Origin of the sequence: Actinoplanes flavus (assembly GCF_017592555.1) — a bacterium.
Classification (GTDB): domain Bacteria; phylum Actinomycetota; class Actinomycetes; order Mycobacteriales; family Micromonosporaceae; genus Actinoplanes; species Actinoplanes flavus.
This window is the reverse complement of record NZ_JAGFNS010000017.1, coordinates 29625-44518: the sequence shown is the minus strand read 5'-3', so window position 1 is coordinate 44518 and position 14894 is coordinate 29625. Positions and strand designations below refer to the sequence as shown.

General features: G+C 69.4%; 15 protein-coding genes. 5 read left to right on the top strand and 10 right to left on the bottom strand.

All coding sequences use genetic code 11. From position 1 onward, the window contains the following. Positions 1-95: 95 nt before the first annotated feature. The 5 genes from J5X75_RS25000 to J5X75_RS24980 all read right to left on the bottom strand — a co-directional run bounded on the left by J5X75_RS25000 (position 96) and on the right by J5X75_RS24980 (position 2856). Complete coding sequence (locus J5X75_RS25000) at positions 96-620, bottom strand: DUF6226 family protein (RefSeq protein ID WP_208469941.1); 525 nt, start codon at positions 618-620, stop codon at positions 96-98. Between the two features lie 53 nt (positions 621-673). Beyond that, positions 674-877, bottom strand: coding sequence for a DUF397 domain-containing protein (locus J5X75_RS24995; RefSeq protein ID WP_208469940.1), 204 nt, complete (start codon positions 875-877; stop codon positions 674-676). Between the two features lie 213 nt (positions 878-1090). Further along, positions 1091-1288 (bottom strand): DUF397 domain-containing protein, encoded by a 198-nt coding sequence (locus J5X75_RS24990; RefSeq protein ID WP_208469939.1) that lies wholly within the window; start codon positions 1286-1288, stop codon positions 1091-1093. Positions 1289-1331: 43 nt separating this feature from the next. Then, positions 1332-2228: a helix-turn-helix domain-containing protein gene (locus J5X75_RS24985; RefSeq protein WP_208469938.1), complete on the bottom strand. Its 897-nt coding sequence runs from the start codon at positions 2226-2228 to the stop codon at positions 1332-1334. Between the two features lie 190 nt (positions 2229-2418). Then, positions 2419-2856 carry a DUF6232 family protein gene (locus J5X75_RS24980; RefSeq protein WP_208469937.1) on the bottom strand — a complete coding sequence of 146 codons (438 nt, stop codon included), beginning with the start codon at positions 2854-2856 and terminating at the stop codon, positions 2419-2421. Between the two features lie 374 nt (positions 2857-3230). Here J5X75_RS24980 and J5X75_RS24975 point away from each other — a divergent pair, with 374 nt between their 5' ends. Together J5X75_RS24975 and J5X75_RS24970 are read left to right on the top strand one after the other, a co-directional pair. Next, positions 3231-3689 (top strand): DUF2231 domain-containing protein, encoded by a 459-nt coding sequence (locus tag J5X75_RS24975; RefSeq protein WP_208469936.1) that lies wholly within the window; start codon positions 3231-3233, stop codon positions 3687-3689. Positions 3690-3866: 177 nt separating this feature from the next. Beyond that, a complete protein-coding gene (locus J5X75_RS24970; RefSeq protein ID WP_208469935.1) occupies positions 3867-4625 on the top strand; it encodes a hypothetical protein in 759 nt (252 codons plus the stop codon). 21 nt (positions 4626-4646) lie between these two features. On the opposite strand, the gene J5X75_RS24965 is transcribed toward J5X75_RS24970, so the two are convergent. Genes J5X75_RS24965 through ku form a run of 3 tightly spaced genes read right to left on the bottom strand, consistent with a single transcriptional unit; the run spans position 4647 to position 7473 of the window. Then, positions 4647-5951: an MFS transporter gene (locus J5X75_RS24965; protein ID WP_307798247.1), complete on the bottom strand. Its 1305-nt coding sequence runs from the start codon at positions 5949-5951 to the stop codon at positions 4647-4649. A 55-nt stretch (positions 5952-6006) separates the two neighbouring features. Beyond that, positions 6007-6495 carry an NUDIX domain-containing protein gene (locus J5X75_RS24960; protein ID WP_208469934.1) on the bottom strand — a complete coding sequence of 163 codons (489 nt, stop codon included), beginning with the start codon at positions 6493-6495 and terminating at the stop codon, positions 6007-6009. Positions 6496-6534: 39 nt separating this feature from the next. Further along, a complete protein-coding gene (ku, locus tag J5X75_RS24955; RefSeq protein WP_208469933.1) occupies positions 6535-7473 on the bottom strand; it encodes a non-homologous end joining protein Ku in 939 nt (312 codons plus the stop codon). A gap of 64 nt (positions 7474-7537) precedes the next feature. Here ku and ligD (J5X75_RS24950) point away from each other — a divergent pair, with 64 nt between their 5' ends. The 3 genes from ligD (J5X75_RS24950) to J5X75_RS24940 all read left to right on the top strand — a co-directional run bounded on the left by ligD (J5X75_RS24950) (position 7538) and on the right by J5X75_RS24940 (position 10567). Beyond that, positions 7538-8479, top strand: coding sequence for a non-homologous end-joining DNA ligase (gene ligD, locus J5X75_RS24950; protein ID WP_372450949.1), 942 nt, complete (start codon positions 7538-7540; stop codon positions 8477-8479). After that, a complete protein-coding gene (gene ligD, locus J5X75_RS24945) occupies positions 8469-9377 on the top strand; it encodes a non-homologous end-joining DNA ligase (RefSeq protein WP_208469932.1) in 909 nt (302 codons plus the stop codon). The genes ligD (J5X75_RS24950) and ligD (J5X75_RS24945) overlap by 11 nt, the downstream gene beginning before the upstream one ends. 65 nt (positions 9378-9442) lie before the next feature. Continuing rightward, positions 9443-10567 carry an Ig-like domain-containing protein gene (locus J5X75_RS24940; protein WP_208469931.1) on the top strand — a complete coding sequence of 375 codons (1125 nt, stop codon included), beginning with the start codon at positions 9443-9445 and terminating at the stop codon, positions 10565-10567. Between the two features lie 39 nt (positions 10568-10606). Here J5X75_RS24940 and J5X75_RS24935 read toward each other — a convergent pair whose 3' ends face one another. Both J5X75_RS24935 and J5X75_RS24930 read right to left on the bottom strand, forming a co-directional pair. After that, complete coding sequence (locus J5X75_RS24935) at positions 10607-12268, bottom strand: DNA repair helicase XPB (protein ID WP_208469930.1); 1662 nt, start codon at positions 12266-12268, stop codon at positions 10607-10609. Between the two features lie 190 nt (positions 12269-12458). Continuing rightward, positions 12459-14843: a helicase-associated domain-containing protein gene (locus J5X75_RS24930; RefSeq protein ID WP_208469929.1), complete on the bottom strand. Its 2385-nt coding sequence runs from the start codon at positions 14841-14843 to the stop codon at positions 12459-12461. Positions 14844-14894 lie beyond the last annotated feature (51 nt).

Sequence of the window (14894 nt, the reverse complement as noted above, 5' to 3'; positions counted from 1 at the left end):
CGTTGGGCCGGGTGCGGCGGCGCCGGGCCGTCGACGGGGCGGTGAGTCTGCTGGGCGGCCGGCCGGCCGGGTGAGCCCGGCCGGCCGGCACACGGCTAATACGAGCGGAGCTGCCAGGGCGCCCATTGGACCGGCGCGGCGAAACCACCACGCCGGGCGTCCCTGGCCCCGTCCGCCGAGAGGGGTCCCTCGCGGTCGGATTTCACTCCGGAGCCGATCAGCCGGGTCTCGAACCAGGAGCCGCTGAGCCCTCGCCGGACCCGTTCCCAGAGCCCGCCCTCGATGAGCGCGTCGGCGTGGGTCCGCAGGCGGTCGATGAGGACTTTGGGGTCCTCGTCGCAGGCGTCGCAGGAGCAGGTCGGCAGAGACTCGTCCCACCAGCGGCCGAGGCGCAGGCGTAGGCCCGGGTCGGCGAACTGGACCGCCAGCGGGGCCGCGGTGGGCATGCGGGGGATGAGCCGGACGGTCCGTACGAGTGCCTCGTCGCGCCCGAGCGATTCCTTGCTCTCCCGGCGCTCCACCTGGTAGCGCTCAGTGAGCTCGTCCAGCAGGGTTTCGGCCGCCTCGTGCAGCGCGGCGAAGCGGTCGGGGTCGGTGGCGTCCGGGTTGCCGTCCACCATTGCAGTATGCCGCGCTCGGCCCGCGGCATCCGGACACACCGGGGGAAGGTGAGTCATTCGTCGAAACCGAAGTCTCCGGCCTTGACTCCGGCCACGAACGCGTCCCACTCCTCCTTCGTGAAGTCGAGGGGCGTGGCACCGAGGTTCTTGCTGTCACGGATCAGGAACCGGTTCCCGATCCTGGCCACCTCGACACAGGTGCCGGTCGCACATCGCCCACTCCGGCGCCACCGTGGCTCTTCCGTCGGTTTGATCATGTGTGTGCACCTCCGTGACGGTTCGGAATCCACGGTATGCGAATGAACCGGACTCGGCTGGGCACGTGCATGAATGAAAAAGAGAAAATGCCGCTTATCTCACGGAATGCGAGATATGCGGCGCCAATTTATTGGGATAAAGCTGTTTTGCGAATAGTTTTGACCGGCCCGCTCTGCAAGAACGGCAAGCGCAGAGCGGGCGGGCCGACGACTTCAGAAGCGGAACTCGCCCGCGGCCACACCCTCCACGAAGGCGTCCCACTCGTTCTGGTCGAAGCTGAGCGGGGCGGCCTCGGGGTCCTTCGAGTCGCGGATCAGGTATTGGTCGTTCACCTTCGCGACCTCGACGCACGTCGACGTGCCGCACCGGCTGCTCTTACGCCAGGCGGGCGCGTTCATCTCGTTCTGCATTGGGGACCTTTCAAAGGAATCATGCTCGTGTTTTCACCATCGTCTACCGGGACGGCCGGTCCGTATCGGCGCGTTCCAGCTCTTTGATCCGCCGTTCGATGAATTGAATCGTGTCCGTTTCATCCGCGGCCTCGTGCCAGACCCGGTCGTATCGCGCGCGATGTTTCGCGGCCGTCTCCTGGTCCTCGACCATTTCGTCAGTCAGCCCGGTCTCCCGGTACAGCACCTCGCCGCCACCGAGCACGAGCAGGTCGAAGCTGGCGTTGTTGGTGACCGAGGCGTCGAGTGAGAACGGCACCATCCGGACCCGGACCGAACCGTCCTCGGCATGTTGCTTCAGGTCGCGCAGTTGATCCGTGAAGACGGCCGGGCCACCGACCGCACGGCGCAGCACGGACTCGTCGACCATCAGCAGTATCTGCACGTCCCCGGCGCGGCCGAGCAGAGCCTCACGACGTTTCGTTCGGGCCTCGACCCGCCACCTGCGCTGGTCCTCGTTCAGCTCGTCCTCATACCGGGCCATCAGTGCGGTCGCGTAGTCGCGGGTCTGCAGGGGGCCAGGTATGTAATAGATCGAGTAGGAGCGGATCTCCGCGGCCTCATTCTCGTACTCGATCAGTTTACGCAGGTCATCGGTGAGGGTGTCGCGGAATTCCGGGGCCTGGTACCACGCTTTTCGCTGACGGGTACGGGCGAGGCGAGCATCGGCGAGCAACTCCGTGACGGTCGCCTTGTCCTTGATTCCGAGGTAGTTCAACAGCGGTTTCAGATCGTTCGCGGAGATGCTGACATCGCCCCGCTCGATTCTGATGACCTTGCTGTGCGACCACTCCATCTCTTCGGCGACCTGATTTTGGGTGAGTCCGGCTTGCTCGCGCGCTTCGCGGAGCGCGAGACGTACGCGCCGGCGTGCGATGGTCGGCGAGTCACCCTCGGTCATGAGTCCTTCATCGTCGAAGTGGAGTGACGCTGGGTAGTTGCGAAGTCTCGGCCTGCGACCTGGCTGTCTGCCACCTGGCAACCAGCGAGGTCGCGGAACATCCTAGTACTGTCCTATCAGAACGACCGCTGTCAGGGGCGGTTTTGATCAAAAAGCAACATCACCCGAGAGATCCTCGCGAAGGCGCAGGTCAGGCGGCTGCGAGCCCATAACCCCAGGGTGTCCGCCGGGTGTCCTCCATGGCGCGGCGCAAGGCCCGGCTCACCTGATTGAAGACTCTCGCGTCGGCGGAGGAGTAGAGCACGACGGCCGTCTTGCGGTACTGCGCGTGCAACTCCCAACGACCTGGCTCGCGCCAGAGCATGGCTACGCCGGGTACGGCCAGGCCGAGGAAGACGAGAACGTAGATCGCCGGATCCGGCAGCAGCGTCCAGCCGGCGACCGCGGCGGCGAGAGCGCCCGCGGCGAGAGCCGGAGCGTACGGGCGGATGCGTGAGGGCGCCTGCACGAGGCCGACGTTGCGCAGATCGGAAATGGCGAACACCTGCGGCGCGGAATGGGGATGCCAGACGAACTGATCGTCGGACACCAGGGCGTCAGGACCGCGATAGTAGATCCGTGTGCGCATGGCGAACTCCTCTTCGCTGTTTCTTGCGAGGAGGGAACGAGCGGAGCCACCAATGGCGCGAGACTCTTTCCCGCCTCGCTCGAGTCGCAACGAACGAAGGCTCAGAGGCGGACAACGGCACCCGTTTGCCGCCGGGTGCCGTTGCTTGTCTCTCCCTCCAACTCCGCCCTTGCTCTCATTGCAGTGAAGCACGCCACCCAGCAGTCCGCCATGACTCAACCTGCCATGTCGCAGATTGCGAACAAGCCGCTCAGTGCGGGTTCGTCGGCTTCCTCGGTGGGCATCGGGGCGTTTGCCCGTCGAATACACCGGGTAGGCCAACTTCGGACATCGAGACGAGCCTGTATTTCCGCAGGTGGGAAGGCGAAGACCAGATGGAGACGCGGTTGAATGTCGCGGGCCAGGCGGTGCAGCCGATTCTGGTGATGTTTCCGCTCGGCCTGTTCGCGATGGCGGTTATGTTCGATATGGCCGACTTGCTGGGCGGTCCTAACATCCTGGGCGCCCTGGCGTACTGGAACATCGTGGCCGGCCTGATCGGCGGCACCCTGGTGACGGTCGCCGGCGCCGTCGACGTCATGTTCGCCCGGCGGGCCCGGGAGCGCCGTCTCGGTGTGCTGCGCGGTCTGGTCAACGTGGGCGTGCTGGTGGTCTTCGCGGTCATCGCGATGCTGCGGGTGCGGGAGCCGGACCGGGTGGTCGGTGGTGGGCTGTTCGCCGTCGAGTTGCTCGCCCTGATGCTGGCCGGGTTCGGCGCGTGGTTCGCCGGTGAGGTGGCCAACGGCCGGTCGCCCGCGTTCGCCCGGGCCGCGGCCGGCAGCCGGAACTACTGACACCGCGAAACCGGCAAAGCCTCTTCGGTTGCTTCGGTCTGACCTTTCGGCGGCGGTTGCCCGTACCGAAGGCCAGAAGTGCGCTCCGCGCCTGGAAAGTGACGGCCGGGTGGATGCAGGATTCCCTTCGCGTGACAACGAGACGGAACCGTCCGTTCGTTGGGGGAGAGGACATCCATGCGTAAGTCACTTGGCCGCCGCTGCGCCGCGGCGGCTCTGGCCGTTTTCACCGGGCTCACCACCGTGACGCTGGCCGCCTCGCCGGCGCAGGCCGCGCCCGCGATCGCCGGTGTCACCCTGTCGACCGGCACCGTGGTGCTCGACGGGGACGCGGGCTGCGCCAACCGGGTGAAGGTGACCTACAAGGTGTACAACCCGCAGGCCGAGGACAACTACATCAGCGTCACCGCAGACGTCATGGGAGCCGACGGTGACGCGGTCGACTTCCTGTGGGCGTCTCAGGCCTCCCGCAGCGGCGATTACGCCTACCTGACGGACTACGTCTTCATCTGCGGCGGCCTGGACGGGCCCGGCCGGTACACCATCCGGACCGAGTTGGAGTGGTTCGGCGACGACCTCGTCAACCACGTCGTGGAGCGGGTGGACACGTTCTACGTCAAGCGGCCGACCTCGCTGAGCTACGACGCGACCCCGGAGCCGGTCAAGAAGAACAGCGCGCTGACCCACAAGGGCGTCCTCAAGACCGACCCGGTGGGGTACGGCGCGAAGTACGGCCTCAAGGGTGCGGTGCTGAGGTTCTACTTCAAGGCCACCGGCGCCAAGAGCTACACCTACAAGGGGCAGACCACCACCGGGTCCGGCGGCAAGTACAGCAAGAAGTTCAAGGCCACCAAGTCCGGTACGTGGATGGTCGTCTACTCCGGCAGCAGCACCCGGCAGCCGCAGACCAGGTTCGACGCGGTCAAGGTCAAGTAACCGGGCCCGCCACCGCCGTACTCACCGCCCGGTGCGGGCGTCGGCGGTGGCCACCCACTCCTCGTCCGCGGCCCTCTTCAAGGCCATGCCGTCCTTGCCGTTGTAGCGGACGAACTTCGGCAGGGCGGCGGCCAGGGCCACGGTGCCGGCCACGCACAGGACACCGCCCATCCAGATGGAGCCGGCCACGCCCAGGCCGAGACCGGGACGGGCCATCGCGCCGGCCCGGAGCTGACCGAGCAGCGGGCCGGTGGTGTACGACAGCATCTCGATGCCGGCCAGTCGCCCGCGCAGGTGGTCGGGGATGGTCTGGTTCCAGATGATCATGCGGAACAGGCCGGAGACCATGTCCGCCGCACCCGCGAAGGCCAGGCAGAGCAGGGTCAGCCAGAGGGTGCCGGAGAGGCCGACACCGATGATGCCGACACCCCAGAACGCGGCCGCGATCAGCACCATCAGGCCGTGCCGGTGCACCCGGGCGGTCCAGCCGGAGCCGATCGTGGCGATCAGCGACCCGACCGCGGGTGCGGCGTACATCAGGCCCAGCACCTTGGGGCCGCCCAGGTCCTGGGCCAGGAACGGGTAGAGCGCCGACGGCATGCCGAAGAACATGGCGTTGATGTCGACCAGATAGGTGCCCAGCAGCTCGGGGCGGGACTTCGCGTACTTCAGGCCGGTGACCACGCTGTTCAGCGACGGGCGGTCGGCGGCCACCGGCGGCGGGACCGCCTTCACCAGGGTCAGGCAGATCAGCGAGACGGCGAAGGTCAGCAGGTCGAACGCGTACACCCAGGCCAGGTCGAAGCTGGCCAGCAGGATCCCGGCCAGCGGCATGCCGAAGAGCTGGGCGAACTGCATGCCGAGCGAGTGCAGCGACATGACGGCCGGCAGCTCCTCCGGCTTCACCAGCCGGGGGAGCATCGCGTCCAGGGCGGGACGTTGCAGCCCGGCCACCGCGGCGGTCAGGAACGCCGCCACGTAGAGCAACCACAGGTGCGGCTCGTCGGAGAGCGCGTTGACCAGCAGGATGCCGCAGATCAGGGCGAGCGCGAACTCACTGCCGCGAACCAGCAGGCGGCGGTCGATGTAGTCGGCCAGGGCGCCGCCGACGAACGACATGATCAGCAGGGGCAGCAGCTCGCAGACGCCGATCAGGCCCACCATGAGCGGGTCGTCGGTCAGCTTCGCCACCTGGTACGGAATGGTGACATAGCTGATGAACGACCCGAAAGCCGTCACCACCCCACCGGTGAAGACGAGCCGGAAGTCCCGGGACGTGCGTAACGGGGACAGGTCCAGGCTCATCCGGCGTCGCTTGGTGCTCACGAAGCGCCATGATGCCTCAGCGGAGCGGCAGACCGCACCGCGATTTAACCCACCCTTACTTCATCACCAGGACGCCGGTCTTCTGGAAGGTGGCGAGGTCGGCCAGCGCCTCGTCGATCACGAACGATTTCTGCCCGGGCAGCGCGTCGAGCGGGAAGAAGCCGGCATCCACGCTCTCCTCGGTCTGCCGCAGCAGCTCGCCCTCCCACGAGTGCACGACGAAGGACATCAACACCTGCTGGTACGTGTGCCGGTACTCGTTGGTGTAGGTGTAGGCGGTGTAGAACGCGTACGGCGTCAGTGACGTGGCCCGCAGGCCGGTCTCCTCCCACAGCTCACGGACGGCGCACTCGGCCATGCTCTCGCCGAGTTCCATGGCGCCGGCCGGAATCGCCCACCGGTGGTTGTCCGACCGCTGGATCAGCAGCAGCCTGCCCTGTTCGTCCAGCACGACCGTCCGGGCGCCGACGAAGAAGATCGTGTCGGAGTCGCCGACGCTCGCCCGCACCCGCCCCAGGTAAGACTCCGCCCACGTCAACGCCATCGGGCCACCCCACATGCATCACCCATGGGAGGAGCCTAGTCATGCGGACTTCTTCGTGGCCTTCGCGGCGGACGTGGTCTTCCTCGCGGTCGTGCTCTTGGCCGGGGCGGCCTTCTTGGCGGGAGCGGCCCGCTTCCGGGGCGAGGACGCCTTCTTCGCCGGTGGGGACGCTTTCCCCGTACCCTCGGAGGGGTTTTCGCCACGCGCCTGGCGTGCGCGTTCGACGGAGGCCTTGAGCGCCGCCATGAGATCGATCGCCGCGGCCGGCGCCTCCTCGGCCTCCTCCGGCTGGACCACCTCCCGGCCCTCCACCTTGGCGTCGATGACCTCCTGCAACGCGGCCCGGTAGTTGTCGGTGAACTCGTCCGGTTTGAAGCTGCCGGCCATCGAGTCGATCAGCGAGCTGGCCATCGCCAACTCGGCCGGACGGGTCTCGATGTCGTCGTCGAGGAAGCCGAACTCGGGGGTGCGCACCTCGTCCGGCCACATCATGGTGTTGAGCACCAGCACGTCGTCGCGGACCCGCAGGGTGGCGAGCTGCTCGCGCTGCCGGATCGCGATCTTGACGATGGCCACCCGGTCGGCGTCCCGCAGGGCGTCGCGCAGCAGAACGTACGGTTTCGCGGCCTGACCCTCCGGCTCCAGGTAGTACGCCTTGGCGAACAGGATCGGGTCGATCTGCTCGGCCGGCACGAATTCCAGGACGTCAATGGCCCGGGACGTGCTCAACGGAAGATCGGCGAAATCCTCATCCGTCAAGATCACCATTTCGCCGCCGCCGATGTCGTACCCCTTGGCGATGTCGTCATAGCTGACCACCTCGCCGTCCACCGAGCAGGTGCGCTGGTACTTGATCCGCCCGCCGTCGGTGCGATGCACCTGGTGGAAGCGGATGTCCTTCTCCTCGGTCGCCGAATACAGCTTGACCGCAATCGACACCAGGCCGAACGAGACAGCGCCTTTCCAGATCGCTCGCATGCTCCCCAGAATGGCATCACTGGGACGCCTGCGTAAGGTGAACGCTTTTGCCTATGGTGATCGGGTGTCCGGATCACCGCTCACCCCGATGCTCGCGACCGCGGGCACCTTGCCGGTGGGCGCGGACTGGAGCTACGAGTTCAAGTGGGACGGCGTCCGGGTGCTGGCCCTGTTCAGCGGCGGGCCACCGGCCCTCTACGCGCGGTCCGGAGCGCTGGTCACCGCGGCCTACCCGGAGATCGCCGACCTGACCCTGCCGGAAGGCACCCTGCTCGACGGCGAGATGGTCGTCCTCGACGCGGCCGGGCGGCCGTCCTTCACCGCCCTGGCCGAGCGCATGCACGTCCGCGACCGCAACCGCGCGGCCCGGCTCGCCGCCACCCTCCCGGTCACCTACCTCATCTTCGACCTGCTCTACCTCGACGGCATGGACTACACCGGACTGCCGTACCTGGCCCGCCGCGAACGCCTGGAGGAACTCGACCTGGCCGGAACCCGCTGGATGGTCCCGCCGTCGTTCGGCGACGGCCCGGCCACCGAGGCCGCCGCCCGGGAGAACCATCTCGAGGGGGTGATGGCCAAACGCTCCGATTCGGTCTACCTGCCCGGACAGCGCTCCGCGGACTGGGTGAAGGTCAAGTTCGACCGGACCGGCGACTACGTCATCGGCGGCTGGCGGCCCGGCGCCCGCAAACTCGGCGGCCTGCTCGTCGGCGTGCCCACCCCCGACGGCCTGGCCTTCCGCGGGCGGGTCGGCGGCGGCATCGGCGCGGCCGCCGAGAAGGAACTTCTCTCACGGCTGGCGCCGCTCGCGACCGAGAAGTCGCCGTTCGCCGCCGGCGCCGTGCCGCGAGAGGATTCCAGAGGCGCCCATTGGGTACGACCGGAGCTCGTGGCCGAGATCCGCTACGGCAACCTGACTCCCGACCGTCGCCTGCGCTTCCCCCGCTTCCTGCGGCTGCGCGACGACAAGAAGCCCGAGGAGTGCGCCGACGATGCCCCGTGACCGGTTCCTGGTGCACATCGAGGGCCGTGACCTCGAACTCTCGAACCTGGACAAGGTCATGTACCCGTCGGCCGGATTCACCAAGGGCGAGGTGATCGACTACTACACCCGGGTGGCCCCGGTGCTGCTGCCGCACCTGCGGAACCGGGCGGTCACCCGCATCCGCTACCCCAACGGGGTCGACGAGGCGCACTTCTTCGAGAAGAACAAACCCGGCGGAACCCCCGACTGGGTACGCGTGGCGACCCTTCCGGTACCCGGTTCCACGAAGAGCCGGGAGACCATCGACTACGTGGTCGTCGACGACCTGCCCACCCTGGTCTGGCTCGCCAACCTGGCCGCCATCGAACTGCACACCCCGCAGTGGCGGATCGGCGCCGACCCGGACCTGCTGGTCGTCGACCTCGACCCGGGCGCGCCCGCGGGCCTCCGCGAATGCTGCGCGGTGGCCATGCTGATGCGCGACCGGCTCGCCGCCGACGGGATCGACGCCCATCCGAAGACGTCCGGCAAGAAGGGCATGCAGCTGTGCTGCCCGATCTCCGGAACCCAGTCGGCCGACGTGGTCTCCGGCTACGCCAAGAAGGTCGCCGAGGAACTGGCGAAGATGGTGCCCGGCTCGATCACCGCGAAGATGGCCAAGCAGCTGCGCCCCGGCAAGATCTTCATCGACTGGAGCCAGAACAACGCGTTCAAGACCACGGTCGCGCCGTACTCCCTGCGGGCCGGCGCCACACCGACCGCGTCGACGCCGCTGACCTGGGACGAGGTCATGGCCATGGCCACCGAGGAGATCCCCTCCTGGCAGTGCGGCGCCACCGAGACCTTGCAGCGCGTCGAAGAACACGGCGACCTGCTGGCCGCGATGCTCCAACCAGGACCGATTGTGCCCGAATAGGGATCGACTCGCTTGATCTTGGCGCGTAACCTGCTCCCGCAGCCTTTTTCAGCGGGGAGCCATCCATGGGCATGCTGCGTATCGCCGCCGTCGCGGCGCTTTCCAGCTCTTTGATCATCTCGGCGGCGGTCCCGGCGTTCGCCGAAACCTCGACCGTGCGGGTCTCGCCGGCGCCGTATTCATGGGTCCACGGCGAGACCGCGTGGACATTCACCAATGTGCCCGACGACGTCGTGGACATCACCGTCATGGGAGGTGGCGGCCGGGTCATCGCGCGAGCGACCGGCGCGCCGTGGACCGCGACCGGTGACGTCGGGACCGGTGTCGCATACATCGACATCATCGACCGGGCCGGCAAGGTGACCCGTCGCTACATGAACTACATCGTCGACAACGCCGGACCGGCCATCGAGATCAACTCGTTGGTGCCCGGCCGGGTGTCCCAGACGGACGAACTGAACGCCTGGCTGACCGACCCCTCCACGCCCGCACGCCTCGAGTGGTGGATCGACGGAATCCTGGTCTCGACGTCCATGCAGATCAAGCACACCTTCGGGGCGGGCGGCACCACGCACACCGTCGAGGTGCGGGCCTGGGACCGCTTCGGGAACCAGTCGTCGAAGAGCCGGGACTTCGTGGTCGACACCACCGGGCCGCAGGCCGCCTTCGTGTCACCGCAGGCCGGCAGCCTCCTCCGGGGCGACCGGATCTGGAGCACCGTCCAGGTCGCGGACCCGGCCGGCATCTTCGGCAGCTTCGCCGGTGGCTACACGTCCAGCGCGCCGCCGGTGACGGAGACCAGTGGAAAGATCGTCGCCTACCGTCAGGTCGGCGCGGACGGCCGCTACACCCTCACCTGGCGTCTCAGTGACCGTCTCGGAAACCACAGCTCCATCAGCCGGACCGTGACCGTCGACAACACCCGGCCGTCGCTGAAGGTGACCAAAGCGCCGAAGAACAAGGCCAAGGTCAAGGGCACGGTCAAGGTGACGGCAGCGGCCGGCGACCGGAACGGGGTGGCCCGGGTCGAGCTGCTGATCAACGGCAAGGTGGTGGCCAAGGACCTCAAGGCCGGCTACGCCTTCTCGATCAACACCAAGAGGTACGGCAAGACGATCAAATTCCAGCTGCGGGCGTACGACAGGGCCGGCAACGTCACCACCACGGCCGTTCGTACCTGGAAACGCTGACGACGGTGTGGGGCAGCGGTGACGCCGGCCCCACACCGTTCAGTCGATCTTGGGGAGGGGCGGGCCGAGGACGTCGTCGGCGTCGATGATCGTGTAGGCGTAGCCCTGTTCGGCGAGGAAGCGCTGGCGGTGGGCCGCGTACTCGGTGTCGATGGTGTCCCGGGAGACCACCGTGTAGAAGTGGGCCTGGCGGCCGTCGCCCTTGGGACGCAGCACCCGGCCCAGCCGCTGGGCCTCCTCCTGGCGGGAACCGAACGTGCCGGACACCTGGATCGCCACCGCCGCCTCGGGCAGGTCGATCGAGAAGTTGCCGACCTTCGACAGCACCAGCGTCCGCAGTGAACCGTCACGGAACGCGTCGAAGAGCCGCTCCCGCTCCCTGTTCGTGGTGGCGCCCTGCACGATCGGGGCGTCCAGGAACTCGCCCAGCTCGTGCAACTGGTCCAGGAAACCGCCGATGACCAGCACCTGCTCGCCCGGGTGCTTCTCCAGCAGGGCTTTCACCACCGGCAATTTGGTACGCGCGGTGGCCGCGACCCGGTACCGCTCCTCGGCCTCGGTCACCGCGTACGCCATCCGCTCCGCCTCGGTGAGGGTGACCCGGACCTCGACGCACTCGGCCGGCGCGATCCAGCCCTGGGCCTCGATGTCCTTCCACGGGGCGTCGTAGCGTTTCGGGCCGATCAGCGAGAACACGTCACCCTCGCGACCGTCCTCGCGTACCAGAGTCGCGGTGAGGCCGAGGCGACGCCGGGCCTGGAGGTCCGCGGTGAAGCGGAAGATCGGCGCGGGCAGAAGGTGGACCTCGTCGTAGACGACCAGGCCCCAGTCGCGGGCGCCGAACAGGTCGAGATGGGTGAAGGCGCCGCCGCGGCGTGACGTGAGCACCTGGTACGTCGCGATGGTGACCGGGCGGATCTCCTTGCGCTCGCCGCTGTACTCGCCGATCTCGTCCTCGGTGAGCGTCGTGCGGGCCAGGAGTTCCCGCTTCCACTGGCGGCCGGCGACCGTGTTGGTCACCAGGATCAGGGTCGTCGCCGACGCCTGCGCCATCGCGGCCGCGCCGACCAGCGTCTTGCCCGCGCCACAGGGCAGGACCACCACCCCGGAGCCTCCGGCCCAGAAGCCGTCGACCGCCTCCTGCTGGTACGACCGGAGCGTCCAGCCGTCCTCCTTGAGGGCGATCGCGTGTGCCTCGCCGTCGACGTAGCCGGCCAGGTCCTCGGCCGGCCAGCCCAGCTTCAGCAGCGCCTGCTTGAGACGGCCGCGCTCGGAGCCGTGCACCGCGATGGTCTCGTCGTCGATCCGGGCGCCGAGCATGCCGGCCAGCTTCTTCGACTTGGCCACCTCGATCAGCACGATCCTGTCGAGGCCGCGCAGGACCAGGCCGTGCACCGGGTCGTTCAGCAGTTGCAGACGGCCGTACCGGTCCATCGTCTCGGCGACGTCGACCAGCAGCGCGTGCGGCACCGGGTAGCGGGAGAACTTGATCAGCGCGTCGACCACGCTCTCCGCGTCGTGCCCGGCGGCCCGGCTGTTCCACAGGCCGAGCGGGGTCAGCCGGTACGTGTGCACGTGCTCCGGCGACCGCTCCAGCTCGGCGAACGGCGCGATCGCCATCCGGCAGGCCTGCGCGTCCGGATGGTCGACCTCCAGAAGCAGGGTCTTGTCCGACTGCACGATCAGTGGTCCGCCGCTCACCCTGCACGCCTCCGAACCTGGGGAAAAACCGACCCTCCAGTTTGCCACGCGTCCGGCGGAACCGGCATGACGAGGGCCTGAGCAGGCGCAACGCGATCTTCGAAATCGACTGCAACGTTCCGCCGCCCCGGTGCGTGTTACTGGTGCCGGGTCGTGCGCAATACGGGGGCGCGCGACCCGGCAAAAGCTCCTACTCCTCGGTTACGGCGGCTGTTATCCGGTGCAGGGCGAAGGTGTGCAGGCTCTCGCCTCGTTCGTCCTCGGCCCGTAGGTAGCCGGCGCTCAGGGAGACCGGGCGGACCAGCCGGGACAGGGTCGCGCCGTGTGAGTCGACGTAGCCCACCCAGACCCGGGCCTTGTCGCGGACCGCCTGCTGGAGCACCGCCATGGCCTGGGTGTGCTGCTGGACGGCGGTCAGGCCGGGCACCGCGTGGCCGTGCGCGGCCCGGACGGTGACCGGCGCGCGCCGCGCGGCCCGGGTGGCGATGTCGCCGCGCCGCAGCTGCTCCACCACGCCGGCGAGCCGGGGGCCGGTCAGCACCGGGCCGGCCGTCTCCGGGGCGCGGGCCGAGCGGGTGGGTGCGCGGCGTGCCTTCGGCCTGGTCAGCACGGTGGCGCCGCCGGCGTCCTCGGCGACCGGCGCGTACCCGGCGTCGCGGAGGGCGCCCAGCAGCCGGGCCACCGGGCGCGGGCTGACCAGCACGGTCGGCGCGATCCGGCGCAGGTCGAGGGTGGTCAGCCGTTTGTCGCCGGCCACCTCGGCGAGCAGGGCCTCGTCGTCGCTGCGCAGGTAGGAGCCGGCCGAGCCGCTGCGCAGTCCGCCGTGCTTGCGGGCGGCGTCGTCGATCAGGTAGGTCAGCGTCTGCGGCACCGGGGTCCGGGACCGGCGACGGAACAGTTCGTGCAGGTCGGCGGCCTGATAGCCGACGTCGAGGGCGCGCCGCACGCTGGCCGGGGTGACCCGGAAGACGCTCGCGCCGCCGGCCGACTCGGGCTCGGCCAGCACGTCGAGTTCGGCCGCCAGTTCCGGCTCGGGCGGGCCGGGCACCACCACGGTCAGGTCGGCCTGCACCAGCACGTGGTCGACCGGGGCGGGCAGCAGGCGGTCCAGCGCGCGCACCGCGTCGGCATGGGCATCCTCCGGATGCACCCCGAGCGGGTCGCCGCCGTCCGTCTCTCCATCGGCGAGCAGCAATCGGGCGTACGACGTGAGCGCCCCCAACCCGGTGACGCCCAGCAGGGCGGCGCCGAAGTACGCGTCCCGGTGTGCCGCCTCCCGCCCGCGGGCCCGCCGTGGGTTCTGCCAGGACAGCAGCCCGAGCAGGTCGTCGACCGTGGGCGCGGCGCCGGGTTCCAGGCCGGCGAGGGTGCCGAGGGATTCCCGGCGGGCTTGCGGGGCGCCGGCGCGTTCGGCGTCGGGGGCGAGGGCGTTGACCGGGCGGTCGCGTTCGTCGCGGCGGCCGACGAGTCCGGGCTGCCGGGTCATGGTGAGCCAGGACCGGGCCAGGGCGGCCCAGCGGTGGGCGACTCCGGTGGCGCGCCACAGGTCGTACGCCCCGGTGGGCAGGAACACGTCCTGGGCGGGCGTGGTGGCCCGGGCCGGGGCGGCTTCGGACTCGCCGAGGAGGCCGGCCGCGTACGCCGTCTCGATCAGCAGCGCGGCGCCCGCCTCGTCGATGCCGGCCGCCTTGGCCAGCCGCTTCAGGTCGCGGACGCCGAGCCCGCCGGTGCGCAGCACGGCGGCGGGTTCGGCGGCGAGGGCCTCGAGGATCGCCTCGGTGGCGCGGACCGCCTCCATGGTCTGCCCGGCGCCGGCCGAGTCGGCGGCCTGCGGGTCGCGGGACGGACCGTCCGGCACCGGCGCGACCGGCCGCAGCACACCGAGGGGCCCGGTGTCGCGGCGCAGCAGCATGCCCACTTCGCGGGGCAGCTCGACCAGGTCGCCGTCCGGCCGGGGGGCGCGGCCCGCCTCCGAGACCGGGACCAGGATGTGCTGGTCGACGAGCCATGTCACCGGCTCGGCGACGGAGTCACGGTTGAGTGCCCCGATCGGGGGACCCGCGGCCAGCCGGTCCAGCACGGCGCGGGCGCCGGGCGGCGCGGCCAGCACGGTGCGGCGCAGCCTGGCCCGGTCGGCGCAGAGCGCGGCGGCCTGCGCGTCCAGGTAGTCGGCGGGCCGGCCGAGCCCGGCCGGGTAGGGGGAGGTGACCTCGTCGACCGCGCCGACGATCTGGAGCGCCTCGGGCGGCCCGTGCAGCAGGAAGCGGACCCGGAGCCGGTCGACAGCGACGCGGGTGTCCTCCGCGGGGGCGCCCTCAGCCAGCGCGAGGATGGCGTCGACCGAGGTCAGCGCGGTGTCGGCGGCCCGGCTGAGGCGGGCCGCGTCGAGGACGAGGAGGGTGAACTCGTCGAGGCCGTCCAGGCAGCGGGCGACCGAGTTACGGGACTGCGCGCGTACGGCGAGGGCCGAGATGTCGGCGGGCACCGGGACGACGAGGTCGGGGCGCAGTTGTATGAGCGCGCCCAGAGCTTCGTCGGGCAGCGACCGGAGTTGATCGGCGAATGTGGTGGCCATCGTCTTCAACGCTAACGTTCATGGGACGATGGTGTCCGGTCCGGGCGTGGC

Coding starts and splice junctions, on each gene's coding strand:
- ku (WP_208469933.1), bottom strand. CDS start 7,473: ATGCGAGCGATCTGGAAAGGCGCTGTCTCGTTCGGCCTGGTGTCGATT.
- J5X75_RS24970 (WP_208469935.1), top strand. CDS start 3,867: ATGCGTAAGTCACTTGGCCGCCGCTGCGCCGCGGCGGCTCTGGCCGTT.
- J5X75_RS24980 (WP_208469937.1), bottom strand. CDS start 2,856: ATGCGCACACGGATCTACTATCGCGGTCCTGACGCCCTGGTGTCCGAC.
- J5X75_RS25000 (WP_208469941.1), bottom strand. CDS start 620: ATGGTGGACGGCAACCCGGACGCCACCGACCCCGACCGCTTCGCCGCG.
- J5X75_RS24975 (WP_208469936.1), top strand. CDS start 3,231: ATGGAGACGCGGTTGAATGTCGCGGGCCAGGCGGTGCAGCCGATTCTG.
- J5X75_RS24960 (WP_208469934.1), bottom strand. CDS start 6,495: ATGGCGTTGACGTGGGCGGAGTCTTACCTGGGGCGGGTGCGGGCGAGC.
- ligD (WP_208469932.1), top strand. CDS start 8,469: ATGCCCCGTGACCGGTTCCTGGTGCACATCGAGGGCCGTGACCTCGAA.
- J5X75_RS24930 (WP_208469929.1), bottom strand. CDS start 14,843: ATGGCCACCACATTCGCCGATCAACTCCGGTCGCTGCCCGACGAAGCT.
- J5X75_RS24995 (WP_208469940.1), bottom strand. CDS start 877: ATGATCAAACCGACGGAAGAGCCACGGTGGCGCCGGAGTGGGCGATGT.
- J5X75_RS24985 (WP_208469938.1), bottom strand. CDS start 2,228: ATGACCGAGGGTGACTCGCCGACCATCGCACGCCGGCGCGTACGTCTC.
- J5X75_RS24940 (WP_208469931.1), top strand. CDS start 9,443: ATGGGCATGCTGCGTATCGCCGCCGTCGCGGCGCTTTCCAGCTCTTTG.
- J5X75_RS24990 (WP_208469939.1), bottom strand. CDS start 1,288: ATGCAGAACGAGATGAACGCGCCCGCCTGGCGTAAGAGCAGCCGGTGC.